Raw genomic sequence first — 22,197 nt, forward strand, 5'->3', positions numbered from 1 at the left:
TTAAATTGCGACCAATGTCAATGTAAAGCTTTGCATAATGATATAGACACTGAATAAATAACGTTTTGTTATTCTTCAGAGATCTAATGCCAGAATCTTCGATTTACGTTGGAAGTTATACAGCCCTTGTTTTGCCCCCGGAAGGTAATCGACATTCACTTCATAGAAGCCTTGTTCTCTAAACCAATGCAGGCTGTGTGTGGTCAGCACAAAGATCTGATTGATGTTATCTGATTTTGAACGATGCTTCATATAGTTCAGTAGCAACAACCCACGGTTTCCATCACGATAGTCTGGGTGGATCGCCACACAAGCCATCTCCGCTTTTTGCTCTTCGATATATGGGTACAAAGCGGCGCAACCGATGATCAAGCCGTCTTTTTCAATGATGGTGAACTTATTAATTTCTTGCTCAAGCTGTTCGCGAGAGCGCCTTACTAGCACACCTTGTTCTTCTAGTGGGCGAATAAGATCTAAAATACCGCCAATATCATCGATGTCCGCTTCACGTACTTGCTCGGCACTGGCCATCACAACCTGCGTACCGATACCATCGAAAGAGAACAATTCTTGAATGAGTGCGCCATCAACTTTGTAACTGATTAGGTGGCTTCTTGGCACACCTGCACGGCAAGCCGAAATCGAACCTTTGAGAAAACGTAATGTTCCAGAGTTATAGTCGGAATCTGGTGAGGTGTCTGCCATGAGTTTCGTGATGACATGCTCGGCTTCAATAGGGAACAATTCCGCGACAGCGTTACTGTTGTCATCAATAACCCCTTGCTCTGAGCAGAAGCCAATCAATTTGTCCGCACCAAGCTTAATCGCTAGTTGAGTCGCGACTTCTTCTGAGGGAAGGTTGAAGCATTCCCCTGTCACTGAGCTGGCAATTGGACCGAGTAACACAATTGAGCCTTGATCGAGTGTGCGGTGGATTGCATCGGTATCGATTCGACGAATGCGTCCGCTGTGGCAATAGTCGACGCCGTCATCCACACCGAGTGGCTGAGCAATGACAAAGTTGCCGCTCACAACGTTAAGCTGGGTACCTGCCATTGGCGTGTTGTTAAGGCTCATGGATAAGCGCGCGGTAATTGCCAGTTGAAGCTGTCCTGCGGCTTGCATAACTACCGAAAGCGCGGCTTCATCTGTGATTCGAACGTTTTTGTGGTATGGCGTAGTAAGATCTTGTTTCTCTAGTAGTTGGTTGATCTGTGGTCTGGCACCATAAACAACAACGACTTTAATTCCAAGGCTATGCATTAAAGCAATATCATTGATAATGTTACCAAAGTTTTTATCGGCAACCGCTTCACCTCCTAGCATTAGTACCATGGTTTTTCCACGGTGAGCATTCACATAAGGTGTGGATTGACGGAATCCTTTAACCAGAGCAGTACTACGAATTTTCACGACAGCCATTCCTTGTGTTTATTTATGCTTTAATATTGTCTTTTTATTCAAAAGTTAGCAAGGTAATTTTTTGGAATAAAGCACAAACATCGTGAGCGTGATGCTTGGTTGTGTTTGGCTGATGAGGGTACAATGTTCCCGTCTAGTTCAAACACGTGAGCCTCATGTCTTCAGTTGTAAATAAGAATGCTGCGATCGCTGCTCAATCAGAGCAAAATATCTCTACAAAATCGCCACTTCGTAAATGGATCGAACGTTCGCTTATGCTAACAGCGATCGTAGGAACGATAGTCGTATTTATGATGTATGGTGATTTGATCACGCGCTATATCAATCCACCGGTTTCTAAGTCTGTGATTTATGGTAAGTGGGTAGAGCAAGATGTGGCGCCATATGCTCGTGAAGAGTTTATTCTTAGTGAGCGTGGTGTAACGGTGAGAGGATCGACCGTGGCGACGGACTTTGAATTTGATGGTGATACGCTTTCTTATAAGGTCGGGTCTACAGTGCGTCGATTTGACTTCCTCGATCAGCATCATTCTGAAATGAAGTTGGATTCAAATGCCCACTATCTGCCCGTTTTTCACCTAGAAGGTCATTCGAACCTAGCTATTCGCTAGCGCGTCATATTCGTAAAATTCTATCTATAACTGCTCGCTGGGTCTCAGTGTGAGAGGGCTGGCGTTTTCGGGTATCTTAAAATTCCTGCCACTTCCATCAGACATTTTTCGGACAATCGTTTGATTCCATTGCTGTTATTATCCTCAACCCAGTTTAAATGGATAAATTGGCAGCAAACCAAGTCTTTGCCTTATCGCTGATACACTTTGTCGCAGCTTTTCAATTGCGTCGTTTGCATTTGTTTGCCATCCTTTTGCTATCTTCTTTTATGGAAAAACACGTGTTTAAAAAACTCCTTCCTATTGTCTCTTTAAGCCTGCTATTTGGTTGTGCGGCTGAGCCAGAACAAAACCTACTTGCTAAGCAAGATTACGATGGCGAGTTTTCGCATATCTTGAACAAAGCTGATGTCGTTGAATCCAACAAGCCACAAGATTTCACCGAGTTCAACAAACAAGCAGAACAGGTTGTGACTAAGTCGCCTTCAATGGCAAAAATGTATCAGCCACTTTACGAGAAGTTGAGTGAATGGGCATTGCAGAGTGGTGACACGACTGCGCTCAGTGCATACGGCATTCAAGCCGCGCAGCTTGGTGGTGGTGATAAGAAGGGCAACGTGTTGTTCACAGGCTATTTCTCTCCTGTGATGGAATTGCGTCATCAACCGAATGAAACATATAAGTACCCGGTTTACGGCAAGCCAAAATGTAGCTCTGATTGCCCAACTCGTGCGGAAATTTATGACGGTGCGCTTGAGGGGCAAGGTCTGGTATTGGGTTACGCACCAAACCGTATTGATCCATTCATGATGGAAGTGCAAGGCAGTGGCTTTGTTCATTTTGAAGATGACGATACGCTGGAATACTTTGCTTACGCAGGTAAGAACAATAAAGCGTACGTGAGTATTGGCCGAATTCTAATTGAGCGTGGTGAAGTGCCACGTGAAGAGATGTCACTCAAAGCCATCAAAGACTGGGTGATGAAGAATGATGAAGCAACGGTTCGTGAGTTGCTAGAGCAAAACCCTTCTTATGTGTTCTTTGCTCCACAAGCGGATGCGCCAGTAACGGGCTCTGCAGGTATTCCACTATTACCAATGGCATCGGTAGCAGGCGACCGCTCGATTCTACCTATGGGTACGCCAATTTTGGCGGAAGTGCCATTGCTTAATAAAGACGGTACATGGAGTGGGGCGCACCAGCTTCGTCTTCTTATTGTGTTAGACACTGGCGGTGCGGTGAAGCAGAACCATCTTGACCTATACCACGGTATGGGACCACGTGCCGGTACAGAAGCGGGTCACTACAAGCACTTTGGTCGAGTGTGGAAGTTGGGCTTGGAAAACACGCCAACGCAAGCGCCTTGGGCTTTGCCGCCAGAGAAGTTACAATAAGCGCCTAGCGAGAGGAATCACCTCTCATCATCTAGACATTTCCTCAAAGAGTGCGTATAAATCGCACTCTTTGTTTTTCTATCGATCATCTGGAACTTCAATATGCGTGAACTCGATACTCCGGCATCTGACAGCTATAACCAACGTTTTGGTGGCACTCGTCGTCTCTACGGTAACAGCGAAGTAGAAATCCTTCGTGCTGCACACGTGTGTGTGATTGGTATTGGTGGTGTTGGTTCATGGGCGGTAGAAGCGCTCGCACGTACAGGTATTGGTGAGCTGACGCTGATTGATATGGATGACGTGTGTGTGACTAACATTAACCGTCAAATCCACGCGATGACTGGCACGGTTGGTCAAAGCAAAATTGAAGTGATGGCAGAGCGCGTTAAGCTGATTAACCCAGAGTGTAAGGTGAATCTGATTGACGATTTCATCACGCCAGATAACCAGCACGAGTACTTGAGCAAAGAGTTCGATTACGTGTTGGATGCGATCGATAGCGTAAAAGCAAAAGCGTCTCTACTGGCTTACTGCCGTAGCAACAAGATTAAAGTGATTACAACTGGCGGTGCTGGTGGTCAAATCGATCCAACCCAAATCATGGTGGCGGATCTGACCAAGACAATCCAAGATCCACTGGCGAAGAAGATCAAAGATACATTGCGTCGTCATCATAACTTCCCGAAGAATCCAGCGCGTAAGTTTGGTATCGATTGTGTGTTCTCTACGGAGCAATTGAAGTACCCACAAGCCGATGGTTCAGTATGTGGCGTGAAATCGACAGCAGAAGGTCCAAAACGTATGGACTGTGCGAGTGGTTTTGGCGCAGCGACGGTTGTAACCGCAACGTTCGGTTTTGTTGCGGTATCACGCATCGTTGAAAAGCTGATCCAAAAGCATAAGAAGTAATTCAGAGAAGAGAGCGCATCATGACTGATTTTCCTGCTTCGCCGTTTGGCACTGACATCACTAGTGAAGACATCGCCGCAACCATGCAGCAATTTAAAGGTTGGGAAGACCGTTACCGTCAGGTGATTCAATGGGGTAAAAAGCTGCCTCAAATGCCTGAAGAGCTTAAATCAGAGCAAGTTACGGTATCTGGTTGTGAGAGCCTAGTGTGGTTGGTGAGCAAAGAGCAAGAAGGCGTATGGCACTTCTGCGCTGATTCTGATGCGCGTATTGTTCGTGGTCTAATTGCCTTGGTGATGGCGGCTTACGATGGCAAAACGGCAGAGCAAATCCAAGCGTTTGATATTGATGCTTACTTTGAAAAGTTGGGTTTAATTGCTCACCTAAGCCCATCGCGTGGCAATGGTTTGAAAGCGATTGTTGAGCAGATCAAAATGCAGGCTCAGTACTGAGAGATCCCCTCATAATTTCCCCAAAACGTAACCATGTGTGAATAGATTTTGAGTAAGCAGGGTTGCAGCCACGAGTGAGTCTTCCCTTGTTATTGTGTAGCCAGAATGCCGCAAAACTTCCATGCCTAAGCGAACTGTTGAGAGTACGTTTCGATTTCTGACTGTGTTAGCCTGGAAGTGCTTGTCCCAACCTTGTTTCTGAGCATGAACGCCCGCAAGCCAACATGTTAGTTGAAGCATCAGGGCGATTAGCAGCATGATATCAAAACGCTCTGAGCTGCTCGTTCGGCTATGGCGTAGGCCTAGTCCGTAGGCAGGACTTTTCAAGTCTCGGAAGGTTTCTTCAATCTGCATTCGCTTCGAATAGATATTAACAAGTTGTTTGGGTGTTCGAATTTCAACAGGTAAGTTAGTTGCTAGAATCCATGGCTCCTTTGCCGACGCTGAGTAGATTTTAGGTGACGGGTGGTGACAATGAGTCCGTGTCGAGCGCTGATTTTTTCGGCCTTTAGAGCGAGATTTATACAATAGAATTTGGCATGAGATTGGATTGCTTTTAGTCAGCCTCTTATAGCCTAAAGTCTTTGAGTGACTAGATGACATATCATGTAAGTTGCTGATAGGTTTCCAGTTTTCCGCTCCTAGGTCTGCATATTGTACTTTTCCTCTTACTCGACTTAACCAGTACCAACCCAGCTTCTCAACGGATTTATACCATGGCACTTTAAAGCCAGCATCACTGACAATGAGCGGTGTGGTGTTACTCGGTAGAATGCTCGCAAGGTCGGCTAGAAATTGGTCATGAGCTTTCTTTGAACATTGCTCTGAAAGCGGGAACGCTTTCTCATAAAGAGTAACAGAACGACCGTGTAGTGCGACTGAAGCTCGCAATACCATAAGCCGTTTTTGCTCACGGATATCAGACCAGTCAACAAGTACAATGGGCATCGTATTGCCCGAACAGATAAAGCTAGCATGCCAACGGTATACAGCGAGTCGCTCTTTGTGGAGGTGACGATTACCTAACAATCGGTCGATTCGTTTGATGTTATGTTTTGTTCTCGCTTTGGTTGGCAGGTTACGGCCAAGTTCGGTAAGAGTGAGAGTTTTACAGTCAAGTAAGGCGTGGCAAGCCAACGTTAAGCTGTTGAGTCGTTTTAAGTGTAATTCGGGGCAGAATTGGTAAAGAGAGTCGTGTAAAATATCGAGTTCGCACATTTTGTTGTCTGATTATTGATTTTTGGCGAAACCATTTGATCATATGACAAGATGTGTATCTACCTTAACTTAATGATTTTGATAAAAATCATTAGGGGATTCATCAGGGCTCAGTAGTTGGCGTTAGTGAAAATCGCACAATGAACAGAATAAAGAAAAAGGGTTGAAGCCCAACGGTTTCAACCCTTTTTCTATAAATCTACAGTGGTATTTTTATTGTTAAAGCATATCGACCGCTTTCTCGACTGCTGCAATCAGCTTCTCAACATCTTCTAACGTATTGTAGATGCCAAAAGAAACGCGCACCGTGCCTTTGACGTTAAGCGCATCCATCAGAGGATGAGCACAGTGATGCCCTGCACGAACAGCGATGCCTTGTTGATCAAGCAGCGTTGCAATGTCTTGGTGGTGAACGCCATCCATTACAAAAGTAAGCACTGAAGCATTCGGCTGATAACCGAGGATTTGAATGTCGTCCAGCTGAGTCAGTGCTTGGTAAGCTTTGTCCTGCAGAGAATGCAGATGTGCCTCTACTGCGGCGTGATCGAAGCCTTGGTACCAATCGATAGCTTTCGCTAGAGCAATCGCTCCGGCGACGTTCGGTGTACCCGCTTCAAACTTACCCGGCAAGGCAGAGAAGGTGGTCTTCTCGAACGAGACTCTTTCAACCATTTTGCCGCCGCCGTGCCATGGTGGCATCGCTTCTAAAAGTTCAAGCTTGCCATACAGAACGCCAATCCCTGCGGGTGCATACAACTTGTGGCCAGAGAAGACATAAAAGTCGACATCGAGCTCTGCCAAGTTCAACTGTTCATGAACAATGCCTTGTGCACCATCGACAACGACAACTGCGCCAACCGCATGTGCCATGGCGATGATTTTCTCGATAGGTTGACGAGAGCCCGTCACATTGGTGATTTGTGCGCACGCTACGATTTTACAGCGCTCCGACAACACTGCTTCAAACGCATTGATGTCGAATTGGCAGTCAGAGGTCATCGGAACTTTAACGATTTTCGCGCCCGTTTGCTCCGCGACAATTTGCCAAGGCACGATGTTCGCGTGATGTTCCATTTCACTGATTAAGATTTCATCACCCGCTTGGAGTGTGCTCCGAGCATAAGTTTGCGCGATGAGATTTAGTGCTTCGGTTGCGCCTCGAGTCCAAATGATTTCTTTTGAACGGCTCGCCCCAATGAACTTCGCAACGGTTTCACGAGCGGCTTCAAATTGACTGGTCGCGTTGGCTGTTAAGCTGTGACTGCCACGGTGCACGTTAGCATTTTGTGCACTGTAGTAATGGCTAATCACATCGATCACGCACTGCGGTTTTTGCGTTGTTGCTGCGCTATCAAGGTAAACCAAAGGCGATTGGTTTACGTCTTGATTTAGGGCTGGGAACTGTTCGCGTACAGCGTTTACGTCAAACATTATTCGTCACCGAACTCGTGATAATGCAGTGTTGGGATTGTGACTAACGGCTCTGCGACCATCCATCCATGCTCTTTACCAGAAAGTTTGATAATGATTTCCATCGCGAACTCAAGTGCGGTTCCTGGTCCCTGACTTGTCAGTAGGTTGTGATTCACATCCATGGTGACACGTTTAGCTCGCCATTTGTCTTCAGGAATATGAGATTGGAAGCTTGGATGGCATGTCATCAAGGCTTCAGGGTAAAGGTTGTGGTGTTGCAAAACCAAGGCAGGAGCTGCACAAATTGCCGCAACCAGCTTACCTTCGTACATGTGCTGTTTCAGGATCTCAATCATGATGGTGCTATCACGGAAGGTTTCTGCACCACCTACGCCACCAGACAGAACAATCGCATCAAACTCGTCATCGGCAATATCAACTAGCTTGCAATCCGCGGTTAGTGTCACGCCTCGAGACGCTTTCATAGTCAGTGAACCATCGAAATCTGCGCTTGCGACTGTTACGTCATAGCCTGCTCGAACCATTAAGTCGATAACGGTTACCGCTTCCATTTCTTCTGTGCCCGGCGCGATAGGTACTAAGATCTTTTTATTCATTGTTCTGTCCAGCTGTGTTCAATCTGTTTGATGCGTTGATAGAGTTTGGCGTTCTCTGGCGTTCTAATGTGATGCTTTTCAGCAGCTTTCAGCAAATAGCCGGTAATAAAATCAATTTCGGTGCGACGTTGGTGAAAAACATCTTGTCTCATTGAAGAGTAGTTGGCTGCTGTTGCGTTCACCACTTGCATAATGGTGGTGTGAAGAGAATCAAAATCGACCTTTATCCCTTCTTTATTCATTGTCTCTACCAACTCGCGAGTGATGTTCGCCAACTCGGTGGCAAATTCCGGAGCGGCAAGCTCACCATTTTTACACTGATGAATGGCCGTCAGGGGGTTGATAGCACAGTTGATCGCAAGCTTGGTCCACAGGGCAGCGTTGATATTTGGGTTCCAATTGACCTCTGGCAAAGCGTGATTCATCACCTCCGCTAAGAAGTCACATTGAGCACCTTTAGCATTAAAACCACCCAGTTGAGTATTTCCTTGGCCAGTATGCAGAACCTGCTCTTTACTTGGTTTGTAAGCACCGTGTGTTGTTGTGGCAACGATTAACGGGTTATCAGCAAGTTTGGCTTCGATTAGTTGTGCGGTTCCCATTCCGTTGTGCATCAACATTATGATGGTGTCAGTGTTGATATAAGGAAGAAGAGGCTCAATCGCGGTTTCCACTTGCCATGCTTTTACTGTCACAACAATCAGATCTGCACTTTGAACAGAAGGGACGTGCTGATTAGAAAAATTGATTGCAGGATTGTCATCAAGTTGGAGCAACTGCTCGCTGTTTGAGTTTCTTCCCCACAAGGAAACATTGTGTCCAGCAAGTTTGAATTTAGTCGCCCAAAGTGAGCCAACGGCTCCTGGACCTAAGATGAGAATATTCACCAAACGCTCTCATTAAAAAGGTTTGCTGCAAGGATAATGAGGGAAAAAAGGAAAGCAAATAAAAATGGCGCCAAGAGGCGCCATTTTTGGGGAACCTATCGGTTCAATTAGAACTTGTAAGTTACAGCTACGTAGTGACCAGCACCAGATGATTCTGGTTTGTGACCCCATGGTAGTGGCTCACCGTCTTTGAAGCCGTATACGTCATGGTATAGTTTCAGGCCGTAACCCACTGCGAAGCGGTCAGAGTGCCAGTAGATACCGTTAAACATTGCACCGCCGTTAGACGCTGTAGTGTTGAACTTGTTACCTTCAGCATCATCCATACCGAATTGGTAATCGATGTAACCTTGGTAAGAAATGAATGAACCGTTCTCGAAGAAGTAGAATGGCTTGAACCAGTTAGTAGAAACTTGGAAACCGTTCCAGTCTTTTTTGTTGCCATCGTAAGTACCGTATAGGTTTAGGCCGATTTTGCCTAACCAAGGAACCATTACGTCAGAACCTAGACCGATTTTCTGAGAGTTAACGTCTGAGTTACCACCCCATTCCATAAGAGTCGCAACGTAAAGCTCTTGAACTGGACCGAAAGATAGGTCTTTACCAGTTACAGCATCTAGAGACATACGAGGAGCAAACTTCATAAAGATCTTCTCGCCGCCATCTTTGTCGCTGCCTGGATCTGAAGCCAAGTTAAAGACATCTACGTAACCGTATAGGTCGAAGATGCCAGAGCGGCCGCCAAATTCCATTTCTAGGTAATCGTGAGAAGACTCAGAGTAGCCTTTCTCGTTGAATGCACCCATTAGGTTGAATTGCATCCACTTGTAATCGTTCTTGTGGATATCGCCATCTGAGTAGTCAGCAGCCATAACTGGAGCTGAAGTAGCCGCTAGAAGGCTAAGAGCTAAAAGTGATTTACGCATAAGGGGACTCTCTATGTTTGTAATGATTCAGAACACGCAATCTGTGCTGCGCTTTCCAATTGGCGGGAATAATAGCGATAAAAATCTCAAATGAAAGTGATAAAGGATGCAAAAATGAAGGTTTTTAGTGAGGCTCGTCACGAAATAAGTTTATTTCACGGAACTTTTTATTTGTTGCATTGGTTTGCAATAAATATGTGACTCACGTCGTTTGCGTAATCGTTTTTATGACTTTTTAAGCCAGTCGATTAACCAACATAAATCGTTAGTGATCTCTCTAATACATCGCTCGTATGAGTTTTTGAATCAAAGAGGACGATTTAATGAACGAAGTCATGTTATTCCCTTTAACCTCAGTTGTATTGCCAGAAGGAAAGATGAATCTGCGTATTTTTGAGCCACGTTATCAACGCATGGTGAAGGAATGCAGTATTAGAAACGTCGGGTTTGGCGTTTGTCTTGTCGGCAGTGGGGAAGATCCAAAAGCAGTAGGGAATGTGTCGTCTATCGGTACTTTGGTCACCATCGTTGATTTTGAAACACTGAGTGATGGACTTCTTGGAATCACCGTTGTCGGTGAAAAGCGCTTTACTGTCAAGCGTGTTAGAGCAGACTCTGATGGTCTGCGTCATGCTGAGATTGATTGGATAGAAAACTGGAGTGAACCAAAGCCTACTCCAGACTTTCTGTATCTAAGCGAGCAACTCGCTCATGTATACGAGCAATTTCCTCAGTTGGGAAAACTCTATCAGCATCGTTTCTATGACGATGCCTCGTGGGTTACCCAGCGGTGGCTAGAGCTCTTGCCTCTCGACAGTATCTTATTTGAGAAGCTGGTTGGTGCAACAGATTGCCTACCTGCGTTGCATTTTCTCAATCAAGCGATAGAAGTCCCACCAAAAAGAGAGACTAGGATATGAAAGGACTAACCAAAACTGCAGTAACCTTGGTTGCTGTACTAGGGATTGCTGCGTGTGGCTCAGACAGTGATTCGATCGAATATTCGAACTTGCAAGCGGTGCACGCGTCAGCAGACGCGCCGTTAGCGAACGTATGGATTAATGACGAAGCAGCGTTAACTGGCGTAGATTACGGTGTCGGGTCGGGGTACGTTCGCGTTCCAGAGGGCGCCAACTCTGTACAAGTTGACGTTCAACTACCTGGTGGCGAAGTCGCTACTGTTGTAGACAGAACAACACTCGATCTGGATTCAGACCTAAACTACACCGCCTTTGTTGTGGGCGACGCTTCTGGTGCGTCAAACCCTGTTGAACCTCTTATCGTAACTCGAAGCGCAACTTCTATGGCAGACGCTAACAGCCTAGACGTGCAGGTGGTGCATGCTGCTTCTGGCGTGCCAGCCGTAGGTCTTTACGTCACTGAACCCGGTGCCGCGTTGGCAGGCTCATCACCGATTACTAATCTAGCCTATAAAGCATCAACGGATGTGCTAAATATTCCTGCAGGTGATTATCAAGTGAGACTCGCTGTGGGTGATACAGTAGCGTTTGATTCGGGAACCATTCCGCTCCCAGCTAATGCTAACTTAACTATTGCAGCTATCAGTACAGGTGATTCAAACAGCACTTCTCCGGTGAAGTTAATGGTATTAGATGGTTCTGGCTCTTCTATAATTGAAGATACCGGCAGCCAAGCAGAAGTGCGCGTTGGTCATTTAGTCGATGGTGCACCTGTTGTTGATGTGCATGTTGACGGTGCTGCGTTTGCTCCGCTTGCGGATTTGGAGTTTAAACAAATTCGTGGGTACTTGGACCTTGCGCCAAAAGCGTACGATATTGATGTGTATGTTGATGGTACAACGACAGATCCAATTATCGACGTTGACGGTTTAGAAGTGAAAGGCGGTATGGATTACAGCATCTATGCAGTTGGTGTTGTAGCCCCTGCAATCGCAATTGAACCGCTTGTAGTCGAAGACATGCGTCGTGCAGTCGCAACCAGCGCAACTTTAAATGTTACACACGCAGCAGCGAATCCAGTGGCTGAAATGGTAGACATCTATCTCACAACCAGCGCAGGAATCGATGGAAGTGATCCAGCAATAGCAAACTTCGCGTATAAAGATAGTGTGCAAGGCGTTTACGTTGCCGAAGGTTCTTATTTTGTCACTGTGACAGTGGCGGGAGACCCAAATACAGTGGCAATTGATTCTGCACCTGTAACGGTAATGAACGGCGTCGTATATCAAGTAGTCGCCATTGATGATGGCAATAACGGTGGCTTCAATCTTATTGTTGATGACATCACCGACTAGGACGAAAGGGGGAGGGGGCAACTCCTCCCAATGATTAAGGCTGATTATGATGAGTGAAAGCCCACAAAAGCTCGGGCGAAGCGAATGGAATGACTATATGGATAAAGTGAAAGCGCGAGACAAAGACGCTTTCGCCTTCGTATTTCGTTTTTATGCACCAAAGCTTAAGCAGTTCGCCTACAAACATGTTGGTAATGAGCAAGTTGCAATGGAAATGGTGCAAGAAACCATGGCGACTGTTTGGCAAAAAGCTCATTTATATGACGGCACAAAAAGTGCGTTGTCGACATGGATCTATACCATTATCCGTAACCTTTGTTTCGACCTTTTAAGGAAACAGAAAGGCAAAGATTTACACATTCATTCTGATGACATTTGGCCATCAGATTACTACCCCGCTGATTTGGTTGACCATTATTCACCTGAGCAAGACATGCTCAAAGAACAGGTAGTCAAATTTTTAGACATACTGCCGAAAAACCAAAGAGAAGTACTCCAAGCGGTGTACCTTCAAGAATTACCACACCAACAGGTCGCAGAGCTGTTCGACATACCTTTGGGTACCGTGAAGTCTCGCTTGAGGCTAGCGGTAGAAAAGCTAAGGCATTCGATGCATACGGAGCAATTATGAATAAACATCCAGACAAAATATTGTTAGAGGCATATGCTTCGGGAAGTATTGATGCGGTTTCTGGTTTGGTGGTTGCCACACACTTAGAGACTTGTTCGAAATGCCGAGCATATGTAAATGAAATCGAAGCCGAACAAGCATCGGTTGCTGTAAGCGATATCGCTTCAGAATACGACGCGGACTTTGACATCATGTTCAATGACATTATTACGGCAGAGCCAACACCAGAATCGGTCGTTATAAAAGACATTGCGAAAGTTGAAGTTGCGGGTAAAGACTTTAAGCTGCCCAAAACGTTGAGTCGTTTTTCTGATCTGGTCGGTGAGTGGAAGAGTTACGGCGGTAAAGTATATAGTGCGCAACTCGACTTAGGGGAAGATGCCCGCGTTAACTTAATGTACATAAGTGAGGATGTTCGTATTCCTCAGCACACGCACAAAGGGCAAGAATCGACGCTTGTACTGCACGGTGGTTTCAGTGATGAAGATGGCCATTATGAAGCGGGAGATATGATGGTCAGAGACGGTTCCGTAAAACACAGTCCGTTCACCAAGCCCGGAGAAGATTGCTTGTGCCTAACTGTGCTGACAGAGCCAATGATCTTCACCCAAGGGGTTGCCAGAATATTCAATATGTTCGGCAAGGGCATGTACCCGTAAATATTCAACGGTAAAAAAAAACCACCGAAGTCGGTGGTTTTTTTACTATTTTTCTTTAGTCTCTTTGCCTTGCTTTTTCGAGCAGTTCGGTAAAGTAGTGGCGTAAAGAATAGAGCATGATCAAACTTGGAATAACCATGACTGCAGTAATTGCAAAGAAGGTGGTCCAGTCATTCAGATAGTCGACCAACTCGCCACTGAATGACGCCAACGTTGTTCGTCCAAAGTTGCCCAGTGAAGCTAGCAGCGCGTATTGAGTAGCTGAGAAAGCTTGCCCAGTCAAAATCGTTAAGAAGGAAACAAAAGCGACGGTCGAGAAAGCGGTCGTAAAGTTATCGACAATGATTGTTGCTAGGAACAAGTGCTCGTTTGGGCCCACCTTCGCAATCCAAGCAAACATCAAGTTACTTGCCGCCATGGCGATACCGCCAATCATCAGGCCACGTACAATACCAAACTTAACGTTGAACATGCTGCCAACAAAGGTGAACAGCATGGTCGCACCCCAGCCAATCAGTTTCGAGTAGTAACCAATCTGTTCGTTGCTAAAACCAATCTCTTTGTAGAAGGCGATCGACATACGTCCTAAGAAGGCTTCACCAATCTTGAATAGGAAAACAAACAAAAGCAGGGTGATGGCAACACGAACGCCATTTCGGTTAAAGAAGTCTAAGAAGGGTTCTACAACCGTTACAGTAAACCAAGCCACTACTTTAGAACCAACTACCTCTTTATGGCGTTGCTCCGCTTCAGATTGAAGTTGCTCTCGTTGAGTTTTCGGTTCACCGACCAATAGAGTAAAAATCATCAGTAAAACGACAATAAACGCCATCCCGTAGTAGACACCGTTCCAACCGATACTGTCAGCGTTGATGAAAGCTAAGTAGCCCGGTAAGGAGTAACCTGTCCACCAACCAATCACCGCCATAGCTGAAGCTTGCGGAAGTTTAGATTGCTCCGTTTTAGGGAAAGTATCGATACGAAATGCATCAATGGCTATATCTTGTGTTGCGGAAGCCGTAGCAATACACAGAGCAAGAAGTGATGTGAACATCAGGTTTTCTGCTGGGTTTACGCCGGCAATAAACAGCGTCGCAACTAAGACGATACTTTGGCATAAAAATATCCAACTGCGTCGCTGTCCCAACAAACGATGCAAAACAGGCAATTTGACGCGATCGACCAATGGCGCCCATAGAAAGTTGATCGCGTAGACCGCGAACACACTACCAAAGTAGCCGATTGCAGAAAGTGTTAAACCAGCATCTTTCAGCCAGCCTGACATATTTGAACCGATAAGCACCCATGGAAAGCCGCTGGAGCAACCGAGCATGAAAACCCAAAGTAGGCGTTTATCGAGGTAACTTTTTACCGTTTCCAACCAAGTGATGGAAGGTAATGAAGACATAAATCAATCCGTTAAAATAGAGCCACTAAAAGAGAAAGCCCTTCGAATATTCAAAGGGCTTATGGTTTTGGCTATTTGAGTAGTGTTGCTTTGGTGATGACGATTTGCGTCTCTGGGACATCGCGCATGCGACCGATAGATTTGGTTGGCTGAGCGGCCATTTTTTGAATGACATCGAAGCCTTCAGTGACTTCGCCAAATACTGCATAACCAGGTGGACGAGCGCCATAGTTTAAGAAGTCATTGTCCACGAGGTTAATAAAGAACTGGCGCGTTGCAGAATCAGGAGCGTTTGTACGTGCCATCGCGATGGTTGCACGGTCATTGTTCAAACCGTTGTTACCTTCGTTTTTGATTGGCGCATAAGTTTTCTGCATCTGCATATCTTGATTAAAGCCGCCACCTTGCGCCATAAAACCAGGAATCACACGATGGAAAATTGTACCTTCGTAGCTGCCGTCTTCCACGTATTTGAGGAAGTTAGCGACAGTAATCGGTGCTTTTTCTTCATTGAGCTCAACAGTGAAGTTACCTAGCGTGGTTTCAAACGCCACTTTAGGACCAGCGAAAACGCTGCAGCTTAATAGCGCGAGAGAAAGAATGGCTTTGCGTAGCATTAGAATCGCTCCTGCATGTATTGACGAAGCTCAGGGTCATTCGCGATTTCTTTCAAAGTAAGAGCAACAACATCATTAAGAGTTTGCTCAATATCAGAGTCTGAAGCGCTTAGTGTGCCTGAACGTTTAGCAGTACCAGTATAGGTCTTAACTAGCTTGCCTTGCGGAGTTTCTGCTGTGATTTCTAGAACCACTTTTGCATCCATCTCGTTTTCCATTACAGAGTGCTTCACGTTTACTAACGCTTCTTGCACTTCAAGTTCGATTGAGTTGTCGCTGTTCAGATCAGAGTGGAAACCTTGAGAAGAGAATTGCTTCTCCAATGCTTCTTCAAGAGAAATACGTAGGTTCTGCTTCGCGTGAAGTGGCAAAATGTTTGAGCGACCGTTGTCGACTAGCGCAACGTATTGTGCGGCGCGTACATCTTTACTGGTTAGGCTGTAGCTTTTGCCTTGCACGATAGGGTTAGTGCTTAGCGTTGTTTCAGGCATCAGGCTCAGTTGAGGTTGCTGTTGTGGCGCTGAACATGCAGCAAGCAAGGCAACCGAAGCCGCTAGTACCAGTTTTTTCATCTTATTATTCCTTTTAAACATTTTGCTAAAGTCAGGACTTTATTGCTTAGCGCCTAATTTAGCAGGATTTTTCGTTGCCTGTAAAATCACGAACTTATTGTTAGAAGCGACTAATTTCACATTTTTGTCGCCGAATAGACGTTTCAGCTTTGCATCGTAACCAAGGTGACGGTTACCTATGACCAATAACTTCCCACCTTGGTTCAGAATTTGTTTTGAGTCACAGAACATTTGCCAAGCGATATGGTCGGTAATGGCCTGTTGCTGATGGAAAGGTGGGTTACACATCACCATACATGTGCTTTCAGGTTTGAAGTCGTCTAAACAGTTGTTCGCGATACATTCAATATCTCGGCCTTCACCTAAGTTAGCGATAAGGTTTTGCCTTGCAGACTCCACCGCCATAAAGCTCTCATCAACACAAGTTAGGTGAGCTTTTGGGTTTAACTGCCCCATTTTGATGGACAACACACCATTACCACAGCCCAAGTCGATAATGTTTTTCAACTCAGGGTCTTGAGGCAGGTGCTGCAACATAAAGCGTGCACCTAAATCCAAGCTTTCACCTGAGTAAACATTTGGCAGGTTTTTCAGTTGAATGTTCTCTCCGTCTACGCCCCAAACTGTCATCGGATCTACGGCATGGATTGGCTGCGCGGTTGCGTGAGAAAACACCAAACGATGCTTTTTCCATGCAAGGGAGGTGGTGGTTTCACCCAAGTATTTTTCGAAGAGCTTCAGAGTAGAAGTGTGGATTTCTTTGGCTTTGTTCACCGCAATAATAGGGCAAGAGGCCGGAAGCGATTTACGTAATTGACTTAACAACCAAACCAAATGGCGGTTGCTTTTCGGCAATTGCATCAAAACCAAATCTGTATTCTCAGGGATCTCATCCATCGTACTGAGAAAGGCAACTTGCTTACATTGGTTATCTTCGAGGTTTTGTTTGGCACCTTTATGAGAAATAAAAGAGTCACTCATCAATGTGACATTATGTTTCTCTGAAAACCAGCATGCCAACGCGCCGAAATTATCATTGATAACCACGATGTTTTGATTCTCTGGCAGCGCTAATTCTTCTACGTGATTGATAAGGTACTCATCACCCGCATCCCATGCTTGAAGAGTCTCATTGGAGCGCTTTGGGAAACGATGTAGCGTGAGGCTACGATCGTGAAGGTCTAATTCGGTTTTCATAACTAAACGTAAGTGGATTTGGAAATTAGTGATTATTGTCGCAAATGATGAAGATTCAAGATACAAAAAGCTGTCAAATTTACTGATTTTCACAGGCTTTTAGTGAACTGTGTGGATTATGAGAAGGTAGAGCAAGGAGGTTTCGTTGATTTCATTTGTCAAAGTAGAGTATATACTTACCGGACTAGTATCGATGAGGACTGAATATGATCCAAGAAATCATAGAAAAGAAGCTGCATAGTGAGCTGCAACCTAATTATTTGAAAGTGATCAATGAGAGCTACATGCATAATGTTCCGCCGGGTTCTGAGAGTCACTTCAAAGTGATTGTTGTCAGTGATGCGTTCGCGGGTCAGCGCCTTATTGGTCGACATCGTCAGGTACACACCGTGCTTGCTGATGAACTCGATAATCACATCCATGCGTTGGCGATTCATACTTACACCAATGAAGAGTGGAAATTAGAGCAAGATGGCGCGCCAGATAGTCCTATGTGTATGGGTGGCGGTCGTTAAACCGGCTTTAACTCGCTGATTTGAAAAAGATGGTTTCGGCCATCTTTTTTTGTTTTACATCTTTTCGGGATTAAAATGTGGCACAAATGAAGGTTAAAAAATGTGTTAACAGTGTTTCAACAAATGAATGAAAATTAATGCATGTTTCAAAGCGTGAATGTTTTATTTCCATGACAGATGCAAGGGATTTGGCATTTGTGCGATGGGTCAAAGTTATGACTATTCTTTAACCTTTTACACTCGATTCTACCGAAATAAACCCACCTTTCCTAAGATTGGTCATGGCATCAAGTTCCCAAAAAATGCTAGACTACCGCACCTGATAAATCTCGCCTAATATTTGTGACGAGATAATTAATAGGATGTTGCGATTTTGATGTTTTAAACAGCATCGAAACCGGACACTGATGTCGTGTCTAAAAGTTACGCAATCAAAAGAATCTTTTTCCCGATAAAAGTAGTGCAAGTGCGTATGATTACAATAAAGAAGGGCTTGGATCTTCCTATCGCAGGAACTCCATCCCAGGTGATTAATGATGGTAAGACCATCAAAAAAGTCGCCTTGCTTGGCGAAGAGTACGTTGGCATGCGTCCTACCATGCATGTCCGCGTTGGTGATGAAGTGAAAAAAGCGCAAGTTCTTTTTGAAGACAAAAAGAACCCTGGCGTTAAGTTCACAGCTCCAGCAGCCGGTAAAGTGATCGAAGTTAACCGTGGCGCTAAGCGTGTTCTTCAATCTGTAGTGATTGAAGTGGCAGGCGAAGAGCAGGTGACATTTGATAAGTTCGAAGCAGCTCAACTAGCAGGTCTAGATCGCGAAGTGATCAAGACTCAATTGGTTGAATCTGGCCTTTGGACCGCTTTACGTACTCGTCCGTTCAGCAAGGTTCCAGCAATCGAATCAAATTCTAAGGCTATCTTTGTAACTGCGATGGATACTAATCCACTAGCAGCTCAGCCTGAGTTGATCATTAATGAACAACAAGAAGCATTCGTTGCCGGTCTAGACATTCTTTCAGCCCTGACAGAAGGCAAGGTTTACGTATGTAAATCTGGTACTAGTTTGCCACGCTCTTCTCAGTCTAACGTAGAAGAACACGTCTTCGATGGCCCTCACCCAGCAGGTCTTGCTGGCACCCACATGCATTTCCTATACCCAGTAAATGCACAAAACGTGGCTTGGAGCATCAACTACCAAGACGTTATCGCGTTCGGTAAGTTATTCCTTACTGGTGAGCTATACACAGATCGTGTTGTATCTCTTGCTGGTCCAGTAGTGAATAACCCACGTCTTCTTCGTACTGTTGTAGGTGCTTCTCTTGAAGACCTAACTGACAGCGAATTGATGCCAGGTGAAGTTCGTGTGATTTCAGGCTCTGTACTTTCTGGTACTCAAGCGTCTGGTCCACATGCTTACCTTGGTCGTTACCATCAGCAGGTTTCTGTCCTGCGTGAAGGTCGTGAGAAAGAACTGTTTGGCTGGGCTGTTCCTGGCAAAAACAAATTCTCAATCACTAAATCTTTCCTGAGTCACATCTTTAAAGGTCAGTTGTTTAACATGACAACGACAACTAACGGTAGTGATCGTGCAATGGTTCCAATTGGCAACTACGAGCGTGTAATGCCTCTTGATATGGAACCTACTTTGCTACTTCGTGATCTATGTGCAGGCGATACAGACAGTGCTCAAGCACTGGGTGCGCTTGAACTGGATGAAGAAGATCTAGCATTGTGCACCTTTGTATGTCCTGGTAAATACGAGTACGGTCTGCTACTTCGTGAATGCCTAGATACCATTGTGAAGGAAGGGTAATCCATGCTTAAGAAATTCATAGAGGATATCGAGCATCATTTTGAACCAGGCGGCAAACACGAAAAATGGTTTGCACTGTACGAAGCAGCGGCAACGCTTTTCTACACGCCAGGTCTAGTAACAAAACGTAGCTCGCACGTCCGTGATAGCGTTGACTTAAAACGTATCATGATCATGGTTTGGTTCGCGGTATTCCCAGCAATGTTCTGGGGTATGTACAACGCGGGTGGCCAAGCTATCGCAGCACTTAACCACATGTACGCTGGTGAGCAACTAGCGACAGTTATCTCTGGTAACTGGCACTACTGGCTAACAGAAATGCTTGGCGGCACCATCGGTGCGGAAGCTGGTGTTGGCAGTAAAATGCTACTAGGTGCGACTTACTTCCTACCAATCTACGCAACAGTATTTATTGTTGGTGGTTTCTGGGAAGTGCTTTTCTGTATGGTGCGTAAGCACGAAGTGAACGAAGGTTTCTTTGTAACTTCTATTCTATTCGCACTTATCGTTCCACCAACGCTACCTCTATGGCAAGCGGCACTAGGTATCACATTTGGTGTTGTTGTTGCTAAAGAGATCTTCGGTGGTACAGGTCGTAACTTCCTTAACCCTGCACTTGCAGGTCGTGCTTTCCTATTCTTCGCTTACCCAGCTCAAATCTCGGGTGACGTAGTATGGACAGCAGCTGACGGCTTCTCTGGTGCAACTGCTCTTAGCCAATGGGCTCACGGCGGTAGCGGCGCGTTGATCAACAACATCACTGGCGCTCCTATCACTTGGATGGATGCTTTCATCGGTAACATCCCAGGTTCAATTGGTGAAGTATCGACACTAGCTCTAATGATCGGTGCAGCGATGATCGTATACATGCGAATCGCTTCATGGCGCATCATTGCGGGTGTAATGATCGGTATGATTGCAGTATCGACACTGTTCAACGTGATCGGCTCTGACACCAACCCAATGTTCAACATGCCATGGCACTGGCACCTAGTTCTAGGTGGTTTTGCATTCGGTATGTTCTTCATGGCAACGGACCCAGTATCAGCTTCATTTACCAACGGTGGTAAGTGGTGGTACGGCATCCTAATCGGTGCAATGTGTGTGATGATCCGTGTAGTTAACCCAGCTTACCCAGAGGGTATGATGCTGGCGATTCTATTCGCGAACCTATTCGCACCTCTGTTCGACCATGTAGTTATCGAGAAGAACATCAAGCGGAGACTAGCACGCTATGGCAAGTAATAACGACAGCATTAAAAAGACGCTGGGTGTTGTTATCGGGTTGAGCCTTGTTTGTTCAATCATCGTATCAACAGCGGCAGTAGGCCTGCGTGATAAGCAAAAAGCTAACGCTGTCCTAGATAAGCAATCAAAGATTGTAGAAGTTGCTGGCATTGAAGCTGACGGTAAAAAAGTACCTGAGCTATTTGCTGAGTACATTGAACCTCGTCTAGTTGACTTCAAAACAGGTGATTTTGTTGAGACTGCGGGTGACGGTTCTACAGCAGCTAACTACGACCAACGTAAAGCAGCGAAAGATCCATCTGAGTCTATCAAGCTAACGGCTGAAGAAGACAAAGCTAAGATCCTACGTCGTGCTAATACTGGTATCGTTTACCTAGTGAAAAGCGGTGATGAAGTATCTAAAGTTATCATCCCTGTTCACGGTACTGGTCTTTGGTCAATGATGTACGCATTCGTTGCGGTTGAAACTGACGGTGACACTGTGTCTGGTATCACTTACTACGAGCAAGGTGAAACTCCTGGACTTGGTGGTGAAGTAGAGAACCCAGCATGGCGTGCTCAATTCGTTGGCAAGAAACTATTCGACGAGAACCACAAACCAGCAATCAAGATTGTTAAAGGTGGTGCTCCAGAAGGTTCTGAACACGGCGTTGACGGCCTATCTGGTGCGACACTAACTGGTAACGGTGTTCAAGGTACATTCGACTTCTGGTTAGGTGACATGGGCTTTGGTCCTTTCCTAGCAAAAGTTCGTGACGGAGGTCTGAACTAATGTCTAGCGCACAAAACATTAAAAAGAGCATTATGGCGCCTGTGTTGGATAACAACCCGATCGCGCTGCAGGTTCTTGGTGTATGTTCTGCTCTTGCAGTAACAACTAAACTAGAAACAGCATTTGTAATGACACTAGCAGTAACATTTGTAACTGCACTGTCGAACTTCTCTGTTTCTCTAATCCGTAACCACATTCCTAACAGTGTGCGGATCATCGTTCAAATGGCGATCATCGCATCTCTAGTAATCGTGGTAGACCAAGTGCTTAAAGCATACCTATACGATATCTCTAAACAGCTATCGGTATTCGTAGGTCTGATCATTACGAACTGTATCGTAATGGGTCGTGCTGAAGCGTTCGCGATGAAGTCTGCGCCAATCCCATCTCTAATCGATGGTATCGGTAACGGTCTTGGTTACGGTTTCGTTCTTATCACTGTTGGTTTCTTCCGCGAGCTATTTGGCTCAGGCAAACTATTTGGCCTAGAAGTACTACCTCTAGTGAGCAACGGTGGTTGGTACCAGCCAAACGGCCTGATGCTACTTGCACCATCAGCATTCTTCTTAATCGGTTTCATGATCTGGGCTATCCGCATTATCAGACCTGAACAAATCGAAGCGAAGGAGTAAGGACGT

At 45.5% G+C, this 22,197-nt stretch carries 23 protein-coding genes; 13 read left to right on the forward strand and 10 right to left on the reverse strand.

Going from position 1 to position 22,197, the window contains the following annotated elements:
• Positions 1 to 75: 75 nt before the first annotated feature.
• Complete coding sequence (argA, locus tag KJB05_RS04315; RefSeq protein ID WP_208444525.1) at positions 76 to 1,413, reverse strand: amino-acid N-acetyltransferase; 1,338 nt, start codon at positions 1,411 to 1,413, stop codon at positions 76 to 78.
• A 164-nt stretch (positions 1,414 to 1,577) separates the two neighbouring features.
• On the opposite strand from argA, the gene KJB05_RS04320 reads away from it, so the two are divergent.
• The 4 genes from KJB05_RS04320 (at position 1,578) to csdE (ending at position 4,791) form a co-directional block, all read left to right on the forward strand.
• Positions 1,578 to 2,033, forward strand: a complete 456-nt coding sequence (locus tag KJB05_RS04320; RefSeq protein ID WP_005436607.1) for a DUF2850 domain-containing protein — start codon at positions 1,578 to 1,580, stop codon at positions 2,031 to 2,033.
• 281 nt (positions 2,034 to 2,314) lie between these two features.
• Positions 2,315 to 3,427, forward strand: coding sequence for a murein transglycosylase A (mltA, locus tag KJB05_RS04325; RefSeq protein ID WP_078608275.1), 1,113 nt, complete (start codon positions 2,315 to 2,317; stop codon positions 3,425 to 3,427).
• 102 nt (positions 3,428 to 3,529) lie between these two features.
• The gene (gene tcdA / locus KJB05_RS04330) at positions 3,530 to 4,339 is read left to right on the forward strand and encodes a tRNA cyclic N6-threonylcarbamoyladenosine(37) synthase TcdA (protein WP_005427322.1); all 810 of its coding nucleotides are present in this window, start codon (positions 3,530 to 3,532) and stop codon (positions 4,337 to 4,339) included.
• 20 nt (positions 4,340 to 4,359) lie between these two features.
• On the forward strand, positions 4,360 to 4,791 hold the full coding sequence (gene csdE, locus KJB05_RS04335) for a cysteine desulfurase sulfur acceptor subunit CsdE (RefSeq protein ID WP_208444526.1): 432 nt from the start codon (positions 4,360 to 4,362) through the stop codon (positions 4,789 to 4,791).
• Between the two features lie 9 nt (positions 4,792 to 4,800).
• Here csdE and KJB05_RS04340 read toward each other — a convergent pair whose 3' ends face one another.
• The 5 genes from KJB05_RS04340 to KJB05_RS04360 all read right to left on the reverse strand — a co-directional run bounded on the left by KJB05_RS04340 (position 4,801) and on the right by KJB05_RS04360 (position 9,852).
• The gene (locus tag KJB05_RS04340) at positions 4,801 to 6,009 is read right to left on the reverse strand and encodes an IS4-like element ISVsa5 family transposase (RefSeq protein ID WP_001352368.1); all 1,209 of its coding nucleotides are present in this window, start codon (positions 6,007 to 6,009) and stop codon (positions 4,801 to 4,803) included.
• Between the two features lie 219 nt (positions 6,010 to 6,228).
• Entirely contained in the window at positions 6,229 to 7,440 is a 1,212-nt protein-coding gene (gene csdA, locus KJB05_RS04345) for a cysteine desulfurase CsdA (protein WP_208446243.1), read from the reverse strand.
• Complete coding sequence (locus tag KJB05_RS04350) at positions 7,440 to 8,039, reverse strand: DJ-1 family glyoxalase III (protein ID WP_039986235.1); 600 nt, start codon at positions 8,037 to 8,039, stop codon at positions 7,440 to 7,442. The genes csdA and KJB05_RS04350 overlap by 1 nt, the downstream gene beginning before the upstream one ends.
• Positions 8,036 to 8,926: a 2-dehydropantoate 2-reductase gene (panE, locus tag KJB05_RS04355; protein ID WP_208446242.1), complete on the reverse strand. Its 891-nt coding sequence runs from the start codon at positions 8,924 to 8,926 to the stop codon at positions 8,036 to 8,038. The genes KJB05_RS04350 and panE overlap by 4 nt, the downstream gene beginning before the upstream one ends.
• A 107-nt stretch (positions 8,927 to 9,033) precedes the next feature.
• Positions 9,034 to 9,852: an outer membrane protein OmpK gene (locus KJB05_RS04360; protein ID WP_005436622.1), complete on the reverse strand. Its 819-nt coding sequence runs from the start codon at positions 9,850 to 9,852 to the stop codon at positions 9,034 to 9,036.
• 323 nt (positions 9,853 to 10,175) lie between these two features.
• On the opposite strand from KJB05_RS04360, the gene KJB05_RS04365 reads away from it, so the two are divergent.
• From KJB05_RS04365 to KJB05_RS04380, 4 genes are read left to right on the forward strand one after another with little or no spacing between them, the layout of a single operon-like run.
• The gene (locus KJB05_RS04365) at positions 10,176 to 10,772 is read left to right on the forward strand and encodes an LON peptidase substrate-binding domain-containing protein (RefSeq protein ID WP_208446241.1); all 597 of its coding nucleotides are present in this window, start codon (positions 10,176 to 10,178) and stop codon (positions 10,770 to 10,772) included.
• Entirely contained in the window at positions 10,769 to 12,127 is a 1,359-nt protein-coding gene (locus KJB05_RS04370) for a DUF4397 domain-containing protein (protein WP_208446240.1), read from the forward strand. The genes KJB05_RS04365 and KJB05_RS04370 overlap by 4 nt, the downstream gene beginning before the upstream one ends.
• 46 nt (positions 12,128 to 12,173) lie before the next feature.
• Positions 12,174 to 12,758, forward strand: a complete 585-nt coding sequence (locus tag KJB05_RS04375; RefSeq protein ID WP_032803017.1) for an RNA polymerase sigma factor — start codon at positions 12,174 to 12,176, stop codon at positions 12,756 to 12,758.
• Positions 12,755 to 13,417, forward strand: coding sequence for a ChrR family anti-sigma-E factor (locus KJB05_RS04380; RefSeq protein ID WP_009707448.1), 663 nt, complete (start codon positions 12,755 to 12,757; stop codon positions 13,415 to 13,417). The genes KJB05_RS04375 and KJB05_RS04380 overlap by 4 nt, the downstream gene beginning before the upstream one ends.
• Positions 13,418 to 13,472: 55 nt before the next feature.
• Here KJB05_RS04380 and KJB05_RS04385 read toward each other — a convergent pair whose 3' ends face one another.
• The 4 genes from KJB05_RS04385 to KJB05_RS04400 all read right to left on the reverse strand — a co-directional run bounded on the left by KJB05_RS04385 (position 13,473) and on the right by KJB05_RS04400 (position 17,211).
• Positions 13,473 to 14,825: an MFS transporter gene (locus KJB05_RS04385; RefSeq protein ID WP_208446239.1), complete on the reverse strand. Its 1,353-nt coding sequence runs from the start codon at positions 14,823 to 14,825 to the stop codon at positions 13,473 to 13,475.
• A gap of 71 nt (positions 14,826 to 14,896) precedes the next feature.
• Positions 14,897 to 15,442, reverse strand: coding sequence for a peptidylprolyl isomerase (locus KJB05_RS04390; RefSeq protein WP_009707446.1), 546 nt, complete (start codon positions 15,440 to 15,442; stop codon positions 14,897 to 14,899).
• Positions 15,442 to 16,014, reverse strand: coding sequence for a YajG family lipoprotein (locus KJB05_RS04395; protein ID WP_061008880.1), 573 nt, complete (start codon positions 16,012 to 16,014; stop codon positions 15,442 to 15,444). The genes KJB05_RS04390 and KJB05_RS04395 overlap by 1 nt, the downstream gene beginning before the upstream one ends.
• Before the next feature lie 39 nt (positions 16,015 to 16,053).
• On the reverse strand, positions 16,054 to 17,211 hold the full coding sequence (locus KJB05_RS04400; protein ID WP_208446238.1) for a methyltransferase: 1,158 nt from the start codon (positions 17,209 to 17,211) through the stop codon (positions 16,054 to 16,056).
• Between the two features lie 206 nt (positions 17,212 to 17,417).
• On the opposite strand from KJB05_RS04400, the gene bolA reads away from it, so the two are divergent.
• The 5 genes from bolA (at position 17,418) to KJB05_RS04425 (ending at position 22,191) form a co-directional block, all read left to right on the forward strand.
• Positions 17,418 to 17,726, forward strand: coding sequence for a transcriptional regulator BolA (bolA, locus tag KJB05_RS04405; protein WP_005436644.1), 309 nt, complete (start codon positions 17,418 to 17,420; stop codon positions 17,724 to 17,726).
• Positions 17,727 to 18,198: 472 nt separating this feature from the next.
• Entirely contained in the window at positions 18,199 to 19,539 is a 1,341-nt protein-coding gene (locus tag KJB05_RS04410; protein ID WP_032803016.1) for a Na(+)-translocating NADH-quinone reductase subunit A, read from the forward strand.
• Positions 19,540 to 19,542: 3 nt separating this feature from the next.
• A complete protein-coding gene (locus KJB05_RS04415) occupies positions 19,543 to 20,784 on the forward strand; it encodes an NADH:ubiquinone reductase (Na(+)-transporting) subunit B (RefSeq protein WP_208446237.1) in 1,242 nt (413 codons plus the stop codon).
• Positions 20,774 to 21,559: a Na(+)-translocating NADH-quinone reductase subunit C gene (locus KJB05_RS04420; RefSeq protein WP_009707443.1), complete on the forward strand. Its 786-nt coding sequence runs from the start codon at positions 20,774 to 20,776 to the stop codon at positions 21,557 to 21,559. Before KJB05_RS04415 ends, KJB05_RS04420 begins: the two co-directional genes overlap by 11 nt.
• Positions 21,559 to 22,191 carry an NADH:ubiquinone reductase (Na(+)-transporting) subunit D gene (locus tag KJB05_RS04425; protein WP_005436651.1) on the forward strand — a complete coding sequence of 211 codons (633 nt, stop codon included), beginning with the start codon at positions 21,559 to 21,561 and terminating at the stop codon, positions 22,189 to 22,191. Before KJB05_RS04420 ends, KJB05_RS04425 begins: the two co-directional genes overlap by 1 nt.
• Positions 22,192 to 22,197: the final 6 nt, after the last annotated feature.

This window comes from Vibrio sp. B1ASS3, assembly GCF_905175355.1.
GTDB lineage: Bacteria > Pseudomonadota > Gammaproteobacteria > Enterobacterales > Vibrionaceae > Vibrio > Vibrio owensii.

What these genes read in the sequence shown, in the direction of transcription:
- KJB05_RS04425 (WP_005436651.1), top strand. Translation starts at nt 21,559, where the DNA reads ATGTCTAGCGCACAAAACATTAAAAAGAGCATTATGGCGCCTGTGTTG.
- KJB05_RS04420 (WP_009707443.1), top strand. Translation starts at nt 20,774, where the DNA reads ATGGCAAGTAATAACGACAGCATTAAAAAGACGCTGGGTGTTGTTATC.
- csdE (WP_208444526.1), top strand. Translation starts at nt 4,360, where the DNA reads ATGACTGATTTTCCTGCTTCGCCGTTTGGCACTGACATCACTAGTGAA.
- KJB05_RS04365 (WP_208446241.1), top strand. Translation starts at nt 10,176, where the DNA reads ATGAACGAAGTCATGTTATTCCCTTTAACCTCAGTTGTATTGCCAGAA.
- KJB05_RS04380 (WP_009707448.1), top strand. Translation starts at nt 12,755, where the DNA reads ATGAATAAACATCCAGACAAAATATTGTTAGAGGCATATGCTTCGGGA.
- KJB05_RS04340 (WP_001352368.1), bottom strand. Translation starts at nt 6,009, where the DNA reads ATGTGCGAACTCGATATTTTACACGACTCTCTTTACCAATTCTGCCCC.
- KJB05_RS04415 (WP_208446237.1), top strand. Translation starts at nt 19,543, where the DNA reads ATGCTTAAGAAATTCATAGAGGATATCGAGCATCATTTTGAACCAGGC.
- tcdA (WP_005427322.1), top strand. Translation starts at nt 3,530, where the DNA reads ATGCGTGAACTCGATACTCCGGCATCTGACAGCTATAACCAACGTTTT.
- KJB05_RS04395 (WP_061008880.1), bottom strand. Translation starts at nt 16,014, where the DNA reads ATGAAAAAACTGGTACTAGCGGCTTCGGTTGCCTTGCTTGCTGCATGT.
- KJB05_RS04320 (WP_005436607.1), top strand. Translation starts at nt 1,578, where the DNA reads ATGTCTTCAGTTGTAAATAAGAATGCTGCGATCGCTGCTCAATCAGAG.
- bolA (WP_005436644.1), top strand. Translation starts at nt 17,418, where the DNA reads ATGATCCAAGAAATCATAGAAAAGAAGCTGCATAGTGAGCTGCAACCT.
- KJB05_RS04400 (WP_208446238.1), bottom strand. Translation starts at nt 17,211, where the DNA reads ATGAAAACCGAATTAGACCTTCACGATCGTAGCCTCACGCTACATCGT.
- csdA (WP_208446243.1), bottom strand. Translation starts at nt 7,440, where the DNA reads ATGTTTGACGTAAACGCTGTACGCGAACAGTTCCCAGCCCTAAATCAA.
- KJB05_RS04375 (WP_032803017.1), top strand. Translation starts at nt 12,174, where the DNA reads ATGATGAGTGAAAGCCCACAAAAGCTCGGGCGAAGCGAATGGAATGAC.
- KJB05_RS04390 (WP_009707446.1), bottom strand. Translation starts at nt 15,442, where the DNA reads ATGCTACGCAAAGCCATTCTTTCTCTCGCGCTATTAAGCTGCAGCGTT.
- KJB05_RS04410 (WP_032803016.1), top strand. Translation starts at nt 18,199, where the DNA reads ATGATTACAATAAAGAAGGGCTTGGATCTTCCTATCGCAGGAACTCCA.
- KJB05_RS04350 (WP_039986235.1), bottom strand. Translation starts at nt 8,039, where the DNA reads ATGAATAAAAAGATCTTAGTACCTATCGCGCCGGGCACAGAAGAAATG.
- KJB05_RS04370 (WP_208446240.1), top strand. Translation starts at nt 10,769, where the DNA reads ATGAAAGGACTAACCAAAACTGCAGTAACCTTGGTTGCTGTACTAGGG.
- KJB05_RS04360 (WP_005436622.1), bottom strand. Translation starts at nt 9,852, where the DNA reads ATGCGTAAATCACTTTTAGCTCTTAGCCTTCTAGCGGCTACTTCAGCT.
- KJB05_RS04385 (WP_208446239.1), bottom strand. Translation starts at nt 14,825, where the DNA reads ATGTCTTCATTACCTTCCATCACTTGGTTGGAAACGGTAAAAAGTTAC.